The organism is Scytonema millei VB511283 (assembly GCF_000817735.3).
GTDB classification, from domain to species: Bacteria; Cyanobacteriota; Cyanobacteriia; order Cyanobacteriales; family Chroococcidiopsidaceae; genus Chroococcidiopsis; species Chroococcidiopsis millei_B.
Genome location: NZ_JTJC03000006.1, coordinates 296,355 through 309,266, shown reverse-complemented (window position 1 = coordinate 309,266; position 12,912 = coordinate 296,355). Strand labels below are relative to the sequence as shown.

Here is a 12,912-nt window from a genome sequence, read left to right as displayed (position 1 = left end):
TTGTTTTATAGCAAAACTTCATCCACTCCTCGCCTTGCTGTTGGTTTTACTTCAGAACCAAAACCCAGACGCAACAGAATTTGTGGATAGCCTGATGCGTAGATTAATTTGCTTAGTTGCGATCGCAAAGTTGGCTCTTCAATCGGCTGATTTAAAAAGGATGCTGATAATCCGACTGCTTGACTTCGCAGCAATACCCGCTCTAGTGCTTGCCCCGCTGCCAGCCAATCTCTCGGAGTATCTTGCTCTGTACCCAGCACTAAAATTGCCGGAGACTGGATCGCGAGTTGGCGGCTATGATGAGCCACTGCATCTCCGAGATCGAGGGTACGCATTGCCCAAGCAAAGATCGGTGTAGCAAAATCTAGGTACTGATTCACGCCATAAGCATATCCAGGTATACCATCGTGGCTGGGGCTGCTACCTGGATGAATCCAAGCTGCTAATTCGCGCCGAAAGTCGGGATTTGCCATTTGCAAGCGATCGCCTCGTACCACTAATTCGGCGATCGCCTGACGGGTTAGATCTCCTTTCACAACTTGCAACCAAGCGCCTTCGCTGGCAGCATCCACTTGCAGCCATGTCAGCATCGATTTGGGTACATCCCAGTTTTCATAATCCCTTCGATTCGTGTGTCTTTGGGGAATTGCCTCAAACAGCATTTGCTCGTCAGCGCTAGCCTGTGTGGGTTTGCCTAATTGAATCGCCGCTAACAAGTCTGGATGGCTGGGTTCTGGAAAAGTTAAGATTTTGCCCGTATAACCAAAGTGACGTAGAGCAATCCGAAGATTAAATAATGCCGTACCGCAGCTGATAATTAATTCTCGGTCTTGAGGATCGACAACAGGCAAAGCGCGAGTCCGGTCAGCATAGAGCGCGATCGCTTCATCTTGAACTTTAAAATTCCAAGGCTGAGTATTATGCCCAGAAGGAGCTAGCAATGCATAATTTAAAAGAAACTTGAGCTGCTCTGTAGGTGTACCAGTTTGGGGAAATTCAGCTTCTTCAATGTTCCAGAAATTGGATATTGTAGACATGGCGATCGCCTCGCAGCATTTATAATTTTGCTCGGTAATTTCGAATGTTTTTTCAGCAATATTAAGTTATTGCAGCTTACAGCGTCGATTTTAGATTTGACTCGTTTCTAAACTATATCAAAAAAACTATTTAAGCTATTTTCAAGCTAATACCAAAACTATTAATCGCAACCAAGTCTTAGCTTTTAACTTTTAACTTTTAACTTTTGAATTTTTTTCAAGTCAATACTAAAACTATTAATCGCAACCAAGTCTTAGCTTTTAACTTTTAACTTTTAACTTTTGAATTTTTTAGTCTTCTTGCCAGTCTTCACGACCTAATAGATCGATAATTCGATCTCTCAGCAAAAAATCATTTTCCTCTAGCTCAATTTCCACACAAACCCACTCACGACCTGGAATGTATTTGCACAAAGCATAAATTGGCTGGTGACGGTCAACAAGTCCTTTATCAACGAGTTGACGCGCTTCGTCTTTGATAGCATTGATGTCGTACTTAACTGATGTTTTCATACAAATTACCTTCTACCCAGTAATAGTTAACTGTTAACCGTTAACCGTCAGCAGTCAACAGTCAACAGCTAGCACCCGAGATGTAAGAACCCTTGGGAATTGCCATAGCATCAGGTTGGTTTAAACCACGTCTTGTTTGGTTCTAGGTTCAACTTAGCAAGCAAATTTGAGGAAATTGTGAGTAACTCAACGTTCTCCCAGATTGTTTGAGGATTCATGCAGAACCACACAGATAAAATCCGCCTTGTGCAGTCGCTGGATTTGCCATTCCAACTGCGATCGCACTAGAGTAAATCTGTACCCTGCCGCAGTCTCTCAACCTTGACACAATCTCAAGCTAGGCGAATCGATCTCCAAGAATCTCACCTCAACCGCGCTCGTGCCAGTATCCGCCAAGCGCTATCTTGGTACGGACATCTGCGTAAACCCAATCCAAAGCCTGCAAAGCTTGAATTAGCTGGGTTGGTTAAACCAGATTTGGAAGTCCTAACTTCCACGCTGAATAAGTTAGAAACGAATGTCATTTGTATCGCTGCTTTTGGATTGGTGAGTCGAGGTAAATCAGCGGTTCTCAATGCCTTAGTCGGGCAGAAAATTTTACCCACGGGTCCCCTACACGGTGTGACTCAATATCCCCGTTCCGTGCGTTGGAATCCAGGTGGAAAAGTACAAATTGAATTAATCGATACGCCAGGATTAGATGAAATTGAAGGTCAAGCTAGAGCGCAAATGGCGAAGGACGTAGCGCGTCAAGCTGACTTAATTTTATTTGTTGTAGCTGGTGATATTACCCGTACTGAATATCAAGCACTTTGCGAACTACGACAAGCACAGAAACCGCTAATTTTAGTATTCAATAAAATCGATTTATATCCCGAAACCGATAGGGAAGCAATTTATAAAAATCTCCAACAATTAGGGGCTGGTAGTCCAACTGCAAGACGCTTACAGCAACTGCTATCTAGCGATGAAATCGTCATGGTGGCGGCGGAACCAGCAGCCGAAGAAGTGCGGGTAGAATATCCCGACGGACAAGTTGCTTACGAGTGGGAAACGCCAACACCCCAAGTTGCGGAGTTACAGCAAAAGATTTTGCACGTACTCAATCGTGAGGGGCGATCGCTACTGGCATTAAATGCTTTACTACAAGTAAAAGACGCAGAAGCCGCGATCGCATGTAAAACTCTAGATCGTCTTAATGAAGCGGCGGAAGATTTAATTTGGCAATATACCAAATACAAAGCTTTAGCTGTTGGACTCAACCCTATCGCTGTACTTGACGTTTTAGGCGGATTTGTTGCCGATCTCGCCCTAATTCGTGCTTTGGCTAAATTATATAATTTGCCAATGACGGGGTTTGAAGCCACAAAGTTGTTGAGAACAATTTTGTTTAGTTCTGGTGGTTTATTGTTGAGCGAATTAGGTAGCGGAATGCTATTAGGCTTAGGTAAAAGTGCGACTGCGATCGCCTCTGGGGAGAATCCGTTTAATATAACTGCATTTGCAGGAACTGCGATCGCGCAAGGGGGAATTGCTGGTTATGGTACGTATGCTGTGGGAAAAGCTGCCCAAGTGTATCTAGAAAAAGGTTGTAGTTGGGGACAATTCGGTGCGAGTACAGTCATTCAAGAAATTTTATCTCAAGTCGAGCCAAATACAATTTTGTATCGCTTGCGGTTAGAGTTGGGGCAACATTTGAGTTAAATATCTATTGTCATTCACCAAGCGCAGCACGAGCATCGTCAATTGTTACCATTAAAGTCATTGATGCAATAGGTGAAGCTATAAAACCGCACTTTTCATAAAAATGTTGAGCTTGTTCTGAAATAGCGTGGACGAGAATTGCACGGATGCCGATAATTTCTGCTGCCTGTAACGTGCGAAGAATGGCATCGCGGGCTAACGCTTTTCCTATTCTTCTTTGCTGCCACTCGCGATCTACAGCCAGTCTTCCTATAATTGCTACAGGAATCGGATCGGGCATATTCCGCCGCACTCGATTCGGCGCACTTGCGTTTACTACAGAGCCAGCAGCGAGACAATAGTAGGCAATGACTCTTTGACCGATGCAGACAACGTAAGTTCTTGAAGCACCACCTTGCTCGTTTTTTAAGGCGCGGCGCTTTATCCAATCGTCCAGTGTCGCATTGCCTGAATTGAAATCTTGTAGTTCGTGTATTGCAGAAAGTGGCTCAGGAGGGCGTGGCTTTTCCTGACTTCGATTTATTCCCAAGGTGCTTTTGTCTCAAGTAAAGCGCGTAACTTCTCGTTTTGCTCTGGAGGTGCGTCAAGTCGAGCGAGAAATTGGTTAAATGTTTCTTCGTCTACAGCAAAAAGTTTTCGGTCAAGTAACACAGCTTCAGCCTCTCGGTAGGCGGCTTCTAGCATAAAGTCGGATCGGCTTTTGCCTTGTATTTCTGCAACTAGATCGATCAGATCTCGCTGACTCTGTTTTGCCCGAATGTTGATAGTTACGTCACGGGTCTCGCGAGGCATTGTTTAAGTGTGGGTTAGTACTATTTTTGCTTACTGCTTTCAATATACAAAATTTGTATATACAATGTCAACACAAAACAATAGTGCCGAGACAAATCAAGCCAATTACGATTTTGCATGAGTTGCATTTAGAAATGAGATAAGATTTGCATTAATCAAACGTGGATAAACACAGATAAATGTTTCGTAGGGGCGGGTTTCACCCGGAATCTTTATCGGAGTCAAAAACGATTGGCAAACCCGCCCTCAGATCTATGCGATCGCAATTTAGAATTTTGCAAGAGATTATTGTCCAGAGTGCGTATATGAATACCATCGCCCTAGACTTACATTCAGTCATCGACTTGACCGACGAGCAATTTTTCATGCTTTGTCAACACAACCGAGATCTCAAGTTTGAGCGCACTGCGAAAGGAAAAATAGTAATTATGCCACCTACAGCATGGGGAACTGGAAACCGTAATATTAAACTATCGACAAGACTGGAAATCTGGGCAGAATGCGACAATACAGGCATTGCCTTTGACTCCTCTACAGGTTTTATCCTACCTAATCGGGCTATCCGTTCCCCCGATGCTGCATGGGTGAGACAAGAAAGAATTGAGGCAATAAACCCAGATCCAGACAAGTTTTTACCCATAGCTCCCGATTTTGTGGTGGAATTGATGTCGGCTAGCGATATGCTCGAAGACGTACAAGCCAAGATGCGAGAGTATATAGAAAATGGGGTGCGCTTAGGTTGGCTGCTCGAGCCCAAACAGCAGTATGTTGAGATTTATCGCCAAGAACGTGAAGTAGAAGTGTTGTCATCTCCCACGACCTTATCAGGAGAAGATATACTGCCTGGGTTCGTTTTGGATTTACAAGGTATTTTGTAAACACACGGGTAAACCGGGATACCTAAACCAGAATCTGAATGACTCTTGAGGGTTTAACATGAGATTTAGTGACGATCGCGCTTCGCGTGCGATCGCTAAAAACATAGTTGCCCTGTTATGACCCTGACAATCTACAACACTCTCACTCGTCGTCAAGAACCATTTGAGACTGTCGAACCAGGCAAAGTCAAAATGTATTACTGTGGCGTAACAGTATACGACTATTGCCATTTGGGTCATGCACGCGCTTGTATTATCTGGGATGTCGTGCGGCGCTACCTGCAATTTCTCGGATACGAAGTCACGTACATTCAGAATTTTACTGATATTGACGATAAAATTCTCAACCGCGCCCGTCAAGAAAATTCCTCAATGGAAGCCGTAGCCGAACGCTATATCCAGGCATATTTTGAGGATATGACGCGGCTAAATGTCAAAGAAGCAGATGCCTATCCCCGCGCTACGCATACAATGAATGGCATCCAACGGCTGATTTTTGAATTAGAACAAAAAGGCTATGCCTATCCCGCCGATGGCGATGTCTACTACGCTGTCAAACAGTTTCCCGAATATGGTAAGTTGTCGGGACGCAGATTAGAAGACTTGCAAGCAGGCGCTAGCGGGCGTGTAGACGCAGAAGACCCAGAAGGAAGAAAAAAGCAAGAACCATTTGATTTTGCTCTGTGGAAAGCCGCTAAACCAGGGGAACCAGCGTGGGAATCACCTTGGGGTGCAGGTCGTCCAGGGTGGCACATTGAATGTTCGGCAATGGTACGCGATCGCCTGGGTGATACGATCGATATCCATGCAGGGGGAGCAGATTTAATTTTCCCCCACCATGAAAATGAAATTGCTCAAAGTGAAGCCGTAACAGGCAAATCCCTCTCTCACTACTGGATGCACAATGGCATGGTGAAGGTAAACGGGGAAAAGATGTCTAAATCCTTGGGCAACTTTATCACGATTCGCGAGTTACTCGATCGCCCCACCGATCCGATGGCAGTTAGGTTATTCGTCCTACAAGCACACTATCGCAAACCAATTGATTTTACCGACGAAGCGATCGCGGCTGCTACCAACGGCTGGCACACCCTCAGAGAAGGATTGCTGTTTGGACATCAATATGGCAAGCAACTGGGATGGAGTCAGGAAACGGGGGGACAAGGGGAACAAGGAGGACAAGGAAGCAATTCTAGCCACCAGCCACTAGCCACTAGCAACTCTCCCGACTCCCGACTCCCGACTCCCGACTCCCTGCTCCCTGAAGTCGTACAAAGATTTAAAGCAGCAGTCAATGATGACTTTAATTTTCCGAATGGATTAGCTGTGTTGCAACCTTTAGCAAAAGAATTGGCGCGGGAAGGTAATCTATTGGTACACCAAGGCAAGACAGAAACCTCACCAGAGGAATTACAACGTCAGTGGTACACCTTGGTAACTTTAGCCGAGGTTTTAGGATTTACTGCCGAAATAGAGCCTGACACTACAACTAACGATGGTTTAAGCGATACAGAAATTGAAGCTATGCTGGAACAAAGGCAAGCTGCTAGAAAAGCAAAGAATTTTGCCGAATCAGACCGCATTCGCGACGAACTCCAGGCTCGCGGAATCGCTGTAATTGATAGCCGTGATGGTACGCGATGGCATCGCAATTAAATCGTCCTTTGTTGTCTGTATCTAACTTGCTACTCCTCGTTGCCACTATCTTTTTGGCAATTTTGTTGTGGCAACTCCGGGGCTTATTAGTAACTTTGATGATTGCTGTTGTCTTAGCAGCCGCGATCGCGCCTATTGTCACCATAGCAGAAAAATGGCGGTTTCCCCGCTGGCTGGCAGTCATTAGCGTATATCTCACTTTAGTGGCTGGCTTAACTGGAGTCGGTTTACTCGTCGGTCCTACCCTGATCGCTCAGATCGAAACTTTGGTGAGAATACTGCCGCTTTATATCGACAATCTTTTTGAATTGGTAGAACAATTCGCGCTCAAATTGGGAATTACTGAATCGGAGATCGAGCAGTTTTTTGACCTGCAAGCATTAACTGGGTGGATAATTCGCTCCGGTCAACAATTATTAGTCAGTTCCTACGACATCACTACCGGAATTTTAGGCGGAATATTTAACTTAATTCTGGCGTTTTTGCTTTCAGGCTATATGGTTGCTGGGAGGGAAAATTTAATTTCAGGTTTAGTCAATTTATTTCCCCAACCGTGGAACGATCGCCTCGCCGAGCAAGTCGAACCAATCGCCCGCCGTATGGGAGGATACATTCAAGGTCGAGTCTTGGTTTCAGCAATTTTATCCGTTGCCATTACAATCGGTTTGGGAATTTTAGGTTTATCAGAATTTGCCCTAGCTTTAGGAGCGATCGCTGGCTTTACTAATTTAATTCCTTTTCTCGGACCCATCTTAGGTGTAATTCCGGCTTTAGTCGTTGCCATTTCCCAAGGTGGCTGGACGTTTTTGTGGGTATTATTGTTATTTATCATCGTCCAGAACCTAGAAACCTACGTTCTCGATCCCCTACTTGTTGGCTCCTCCGTCCAAGTCCATCCACTCTATCAACTACTAGCTGTTTTGGGAGGAACCCAAGTTCTCGGGATTCTAGGAGCTGTCATCGTACCACCCTGGATTGCTGGAGCATCAGTACTATTAGAAAACCTATATTTACGACCGAAATTATTAGCTGAAGGCAAAGCAATAAGTAAGCCGTAAGTCGTAAGTCGTAAGTCGTAAGTCGGAATTAACTGCTCCCTGATAACTGATAACTGATAACTGAAGTCGTAAGTCGGCAGTCGGAATTAACTGCTCCCTGATGACTGATAACTGATAACTGATAACTGAAGTCGTAAGTCGGCAGTCGGAATTAACTGCTCCCTGATGACTGATAACTGATGACTGATAACTGATAACTGATAACTGATTCAAGCGGATTTCCGCTGCTGTGTTTCATCTGGTTGCAACTGCCGTCGTCCGTTGTAGATGATGCGGAGTGCTTCGGTAAGTTGCTGCTCCAAACTATTAAGCACAGCATCGGCATAATCATCCGCACCGCGTAGAATATCCTCTGCCTCCATAATTGCCTCTTGTCGCATCCGCTCAATTTGCCGTTCCGCTTCTTGACGCAGGCGATCGATTTGTTGCAAATTTTCTGCTTGCGCTAATAAGCACTCTTGTTGAACTTGCTGCTGGAGTTGCCTAGCTGAAAGGTCAGCTTGTTGTACTATAGTCGTCCGATCGATAATCTGGGCTGCCTGTGACTGTGCCGTCTGAATAATTTCATCGGCTTCTTGTTCTGCCTGCAAGAGAATTTCCTGTCTTTGCGCGACGATCGCTTGTGCTTGTTGTATCACATCTGGTAGAAGCGATCGAATGAGTTCGATTCGATCGAGCAACTGATCCTCATCTACTAGCGTTCTGCGCGTCAGAAGAATATGGGGACTAGAAAGAATGATTTCTTCTAGCCGAGCCAATTCCTGCTGAATTTCTCCGCTACCTAGATCGGCAGCATCTGCTAGCGGCGGAAAGCCTCTATTCTCTTCAGGCTCTAGATTGGGTGAGTTTTGGCTTGGCATCGGTAAACATCCCGAGCAATGTGCGGTGGGACTAGATGGTCGATGGGACCGCCAAATTTAGCGATCTCTTTCACCACACTACTACTTAAAAAACTGTACTCATTTGATGTCGCCAAAAAAACAGTTTCAATTTCAGATGATAGCGTTTTATTGATGTGAGCCATCTGTAATTCAGCCTCAAAGTCTGAAATTGCCCGTAAACCACGGATGAGAGCTTTAGCTTGTCGCATTTGAGCGTAATTGACGGTTAGTCCGTCAAAGCTATCAACTTCCAGATTAGGTAAATGACGAGTGGTAAGGCGAATTTGTTCTAGCCGTTCCTGCACGGTGAACATAGGTGTTTTATTCGGATTGCGCAACACGGCAACGACTAAGCGATCGAATAGCTGACAGCCGCGTTCGATAATGTCGAGATGTCCCAAGGTAATTGGATCGAAGCTACCAGGATAAATGGCTAGCACTAGTCAACAGCCTCAGAGTTACTGGAAAATTATAAATCAGTTATCAGGGAGCAGGGAGCAGGGAGCAGAGGAGTAGAGGAGCGACAACCATCAACCAATAACTACCAACCACCAACCACCAACCAACAACCAACAACCGTCAACCGTCAACCGTCAACAAATGACCAATGACCAATGCCCAATGAGAATCAAAGTACCGCTAAAATTGAATGCAGCAGTGTTCTGGCTGGAATTGGTAGGCGCTCGATCGGGCTTAACCTAAAACCACTTTTGCCATTGGTGCTGTAGAGACAAGAGCGAATATCGAGCCGCAATCGCCAATTCTAGTAATGAGAAGCGGGCTGAGGGGAAACTGGAGTATGACGGTCAAAAAATTAACGGAAGCTGACAGAACAGAAATTTTAGATTTGTATCGCAATACAGGAGAGACAACATCAACGCTAGCAGATCGCTATGGGGTGAGCAACTCTACGATTAGTCGCTTCTTGAAAGTGACTTTGCCAGAAGATGAGTATGAAACGCTTATTGCAGCCAAACGGGCGGCTCGGACTCCTGGGGGAGCAGAGAGAGAAGAGGTAACAGCGATCGCTTCCCCTGTGGTAGAAGTACCCTCACCCACCCTAGAAGCACCCATACTAAAAACAATATCTGAACCCGAACCAGTTGTTGAAGCCCCTACCCCCAAACCTGTGAAAAAACGGCGTTCGACAGCGAAGACTGGAGCAGAAATCGAGCCGCTAGCGGAACAATTAGAATTACTTAGTAACCCTTCCCTACCTGTAGAAGAAGAAGTGCGCGAGGAGGTAAGCGCAGAGGCTAGCCAGATTGCAGCAATTATGGTAGGAGAAGAATTGCTCGATGAAGATGAAGACGAAGATGATGAGGATGACGATCTAGAAGACTTAGAAGATTTAGAAGATCTAGACGAAGACGACGATTTCGAGGAAGAGACAACACCAGTTATTAGAAGGCGATTGCCCGTCGAAAGCTTCGTCAGGGTGTTACCGTTGTCAGAAGCAATGCTGCCGAGAACATGTTATATCGTGATCGATCGCATGGCAGAATTAATTACGCGACCGTTGAGGGATTTTGGCGATTTGGGACAAATTCCCGTGCAAGAAGTCCAACAAAAAACTCTACCGATATTTGATAACCATCGGGTAGCGCGGCGATTTTCTAGCAAACGCGATCGCGTGATTAAAGTTCCCGATAGTCGGATGTTGCAAAAAACTCGTTCTCAACTTCAGTCTAAAGGTATCACACGTTTGCTATTTGATGGACGAGTCTATTCTTTGTCGTCTAATTAGATGTTTGTAGAGGCGCTCTATGTCGTGTCTCTATTTACAGAGTTGCTTATTGTGTCACGCAAAGGCGAGCCAGTGCGTTGCGGAGCCAGCGCCGTGCGGGGGTTTCCCCCGTTGAGGCGACTGGCGTGAGGTTCCCTCCGTTGTAGCAACTGGCGTGCAAAGACGCAAAGTGTAGTTTTGGATTTTCGCACCCTAGTTTAATTTTTGGTAAGCTGCTTGTTGCGCAAGATTGTTTCTCAATTGGAATGATGGCACAAAGTTTAAGTATTTTTTGAAAGAGAGGAATCTGGTGTTGTGACAAGCGCGATCGCTCAATCTCAGGAAAATTTTACATCGCTTCTGGCTGCAAACAAAATTAAGTGGTTTCGTCGTCAGTTAACTAGTTGGGCTACTCTCAATCTGCGAGAATTTCCTTGGCGCAGTACGACAAATCCTTATGCTATTTTCATCGCTGAGTTTTTGCTGCAAAAAACTGGTGCTAATACAGTTGCTCCAATTTATGAAGCTTTTTTGATTCAATATCCTACTCTCAAAGATTTGGCGACGGCATCAGTAGCAGAAATTGCGATTTTATTAAAGCCTTTAGGGTTGCATTTTCGTGCCGATCGCCTCTACCAATCTGTACGAGTTATTATCGAACAGTACGATGGTGAAATTCCAGCAGCAGAGGCTCAGTTGCTTTCTTTGCCTGGAATTGGTTTGTATACGGCGCGTTCTATTTGTGCTAATGCTTTTGCACAGCCGCTAGCGATATTGGATACCAACGTAGCGCGGATTCTGGAGCGTTTCTTTGGTTTGCAGGGGAATCGTGTCAAATCTCGTTGTAAGTTGCTGTGGAGTGCGGCTGAATATGTCGCTCCTAAAACAAATGTGAGTCGGTGGAATTTAACGCTATTAGATTTTGGTGCGGGAGTTTGTACGGCAAGAAATCCCAGTTGTGGAATTTGTCCGTTGCGATCGCAATGCAATTACGCCAAAATTAAACATTCAGCATAAACGATTTGTAGGGGCGGGTTTAACTAAGATCTGGGGATTTGAGTCAGATTTTTTATAAAACCCGCCCTCACACAAACCCAGACAAATCATGAATAATACCAATTACGGTGTAGTTTTGGTCACAGCCGGATCGCCACAAGAAGCAGAGGCGATCGCCACTTCTTTAGTAGCATCTAAGTTAGCTGCTTGCGTAAATATTCTCCCCATCCAGTCGGTTTACACTTGGCAGGGAGAAATTAATCAAGAACAAGAATGGCAATTATTAATCAAAACAGATTTAGCTCAATTTTCCAATTTAGAAGCTAAAATCCGCGAATTACACTCTTACGAAGTACCTGAAATTATTGCCATTCCGATATTAGCAGGTTCTCAATCTTATCTAGATTGGATTTCTGCTTCTGTTAAATAATATTGTTTCTTGTGAATTAACTATAAATCTTAATAGGGCGGGTTTAATGGAGATATCCATATATACATAAAATAACTCGGCAAACCCGCCCCTACAATCATATGGCTATTTCAATCACCTGAATCTAATTATTCTGTTCCTTTGGCAAAGGCTAACCGAAATCCTAATAAAATTAGAACTGTTCCCATGACTCGTTCAATCCAGTGCGGGAAAGATGTCAGCAATCTTTTAACTTTTTACAAACACCTAAAGCATCCCCTACACATAACCCCATTAAACCAGTTAAAACTTTTGAGTCACTCGGCATTGTGCAGTCTATCTAAAGTAGTAGGGTGCGTTATTCAACGCACCCTACCACGGACGAAAGCTTTGACAAAAAGTTCCCATATCTATACTTGTTTGACTGTATTATATCGTGAAAATTTTATTTTGAACAAACGTTATAAAAATAATATGACAGTTTATTAACAGTCTACATCTGCTGCAAGTTGTGATTGGCGATCGCTACCTTAGTTGTAGTGAAGGTGATACGGCAACGGTTTCGGAAAAGTAAACAACTTAGTAATAAATGGCAAAGAAGTTGTTTAGTCTGACTCATAAACGCCATCTTCATGACACACAAAGTACACAAGTTTTTGTTGGCTCAAGAGTTACTATGAAACGCTTTTTCAAGAGAGTTCTGACTGTTTCTGCTTTATCTGCATTGGCTATCGTTCCTACATTTCTTCCTGTAGGAAAAGCCTCAGCTCAAACTTTTACCACAAATGGTACGGATGCGAACTATCTCGGTGGTGGTATTTCCGTAGGCGTTACCGATGGTGATAGTCCCATATACGATGACGATTCTAAAGTTGGTGGCAACGTTCAAGGACGATTTGCAATTCCAAACGCGCCTATTTCTGCTAGAGGTGCAATCTTATTCGGTGGCGATTCAACTGCATTGATGCCGCTAGTCACATATGATGTTCCAGTTGCTCCCAACACCAACCTCTATCTCGGTGGCGGTTACTCCTTCAATACCGAAGAAGGCAATTCTTCGCCTCTAGGCAACAAAGATGCCATCGTGCTAACTGCTGGTGCTGAATCTGAAGTTGGTAGCAACGTGGTTGTTTACGGTGATGCCAAGTGGGGTATTGATTCCTACAGAGACAGCGATTCTGATGCTGTCAGCATTCAAGCTGGTGCGGCTTACCGCTTTAACTAACGATTGAGGTAAAGGCGCACAGTTGTGCGCCTTTACC

The 12,912-nt window shown here is 44.6% G+C and carries 15 protein-coding genes; 8 read left to right on the top strand and 7 right to left on the bottom strand.

Features of this window, described 5'->3' with window-relative positions:
* Positions 1-5: 5 nt before the first annotated feature.
* Together QH73_RS21040 and QH73_RS21035 are read right to left on the bottom strand one after the other, a co-directional pair.
* Positions 6-1,037, bottom strand: coding sequence for an Acg family FMN-binding oxidoreductase (locus tag QH73_RS21040; protein WP_039713924.1), 1,032 nt, complete (start codon positions 1,035-1,037; stop codon positions 6-8).
* 291 nt (positions 1,038-1,328) lie between these two features.
* On the bottom strand, positions 1,329-1,550 hold the full coding sequence (locus QH73_RS21035) for a DUF4327 family protein (protein ID WP_015156335.1): 222 nt from the start codon (positions 1,548-1,550) through the stop codon (positions 1,329-1,331).
* Positions 1,551-1,871: 321 nt separating this feature from the next.
* Here QH73_RS21035 and QH73_RS21030 point away from each other — a divergent pair, with 321 nt between their 5' ends.
* Entirely contained in the window at positions 1,872-3,254 is a 1,383-nt protein-coding gene (locus tag QH73_RS21030) for a GTP-binding protein (protein ID WP_039713926.1), read from the top strand.
* A 10-nt stretch (positions 3,255-3,264) separates the two neighbouring features.
* Here the strand turns inward: QH73_RS21030 and QH73_RS21025 are convergent, their stop codons facing one another.
* Positions 3,265-3,783, bottom strand: coding sequence for a GNAT family N-acetyltransferase (locus tag QH73_RS21025; RefSeq protein ID WP_039713927.1), 519 nt, complete (start codon positions 3,781-3,783; stop codon positions 3,265-3,267).
* Positions 3,774-4,046, bottom strand: a complete 273-nt coding sequence (locus QH73_RS21020) for a type II toxin-antitoxin system TacA family antitoxin (protein WP_039713928.1) — start codon at positions 4,044-4,046, stop codon at positions 3,774-3,776. Before QH73_RS21020 ends, QH73_RS21025 begins: the two co-directional genes overlap by 10 nt.
* A 305-nt stretch (positions 4,047-4,351) precedes the next feature.
* On the opposite strand from QH73_RS21020, the gene QH73_RS21015 reads away from it, so the two are divergent.
* The 3 genes from QH73_RS21015 (at position 4,352) to QH73_RS21005 (ending at position 7,638) form a co-directional block, all read left to right on the top strand.
* The gene (locus tag QH73_RS21015) at positions 4,352-4,924 is read left to right on the top strand and encodes a Uma2 family endonuclease (RefSeq protein WP_039714623.1); all 573 of its coding nucleotides are present in this window, start codon (positions 4,352-4,354) and stop codon (positions 4,922-4,924) included.
* A gap of 117 nt (positions 4,925-5,041) precedes the next feature.
* Positions 5,042-6,580: a cysteine--tRNA ligase gene (gene cysS, locus QH73_RS21010; protein ID WP_039713929.1), complete on the top strand. Its 1,539-nt coding sequence runs from the start codon at positions 5,042-5,044 to the stop codon at positions 6,578-6,580.
* On the top strand, positions 6,565-7,638 hold the full coding sequence (locus QH73_RS21005) for an AI-2E family transporter (protein WP_039713930.1): 1,074 nt from the start codon (positions 6,565-6,567) through the stop codon (positions 7,636-7,638). Before cysS ends, QH73_RS21005 begins: the two co-directional genes overlap by 16 nt.
* Here QH73_RS21005 and QH73_RS21000 read toward each other — a convergent pair.
* The 3 genes from QH73_RS21000 to coaD are packed head-to-tail and all read right to left on the bottom strand — an operon-like array spanning position 7,606 to position 8,959.
* Positions 7,606-7,851 (bottom strand): hypothetical protein, encoded by a 246-nt coding sequence (locus QH73_RS21000; protein WP_132867437.1) that lies wholly within the window; start codon positions 7,849-7,851, stop codon positions 7,606-7,608. The genes QH73_RS21005 and QH73_RS21000 overlap by 33 nt on opposite strands.
* Positions 7,848-8,498, bottom strand: a complete 651-nt coding sequence (locus tag QH73_RS20995) for an ATP synthase subunit B family protein (RefSeq protein ID WP_039713931.1) — start codon at positions 8,496-8,498, stop codon at positions 7,848-7,850. The genes QH73_RS21000 and QH73_RS20995 overlap by 4 nt, the downstream gene beginning before the upstream one ends.
* Complete coding sequence (gene coaD / locus QH73_RS20990; protein WP_039713932.1) at positions 8,471-8,959, bottom strand: pantetheine-phosphate adenylyltransferase; 489 nt, start codon at positions 8,957-8,959, stop codon at positions 8,471-8,473. Before coaD ends, QH73_RS20995 begins: the two co-directional genes overlap by 28 nt.
* A 359-nt stretch (positions 8,960-9,318) precedes the next feature.
* Here coaD and QH73_RS20985 point away from each other — a divergent pair, with 359 nt between their 5' ends.
* From QH73_RS20985 to QH73_RS20970, 4 genes are all read left to right on the top strand, one after another.
* Positions 9,319-10,266, top strand: a complete 948-nt coding sequence (locus QH73_RS20985) for a helix-turn-helix domain-containing protein (protein WP_039713933.1) — start codon at positions 9,319-9,321, stop codon at positions 10,264-10,266.
* Between the two features lie 294 nt (positions 10,267-10,560).
* Entirely contained in the window at positions 10,561-11,262 is a 702-nt protein-coding gene (locus tag QH73_RS20980) for an iron-sulfur binding domain-containing protein (protein ID WP_039713934.1), read from the top strand.
* Positions 11,263-11,350: 88 nt separating this feature from the next.
* Positions 11,351-11,671, top strand: a complete 321-nt coding sequence (cutA, locus tag QH73_RS20975; RefSeq protein ID WP_039713935.1) for a divalent-cation tolerance protein CutA — start codon at positions 11,351-11,353, stop codon at positions 11,669-11,671.
* Positions 11,672-12,326: 655 nt separating this feature from the next.
* Entirely contained in the window at positions 12,327-12,875 is a 549-nt protein-coding gene (locus QH73_RS20970; RefSeq protein ID WP_039713936.1) for an outer membrane beta-barrel protein, read from the top strand.
* The last annotated feature ends 37 nt before the right edge of the window (positions 12,876-12,912 follow it).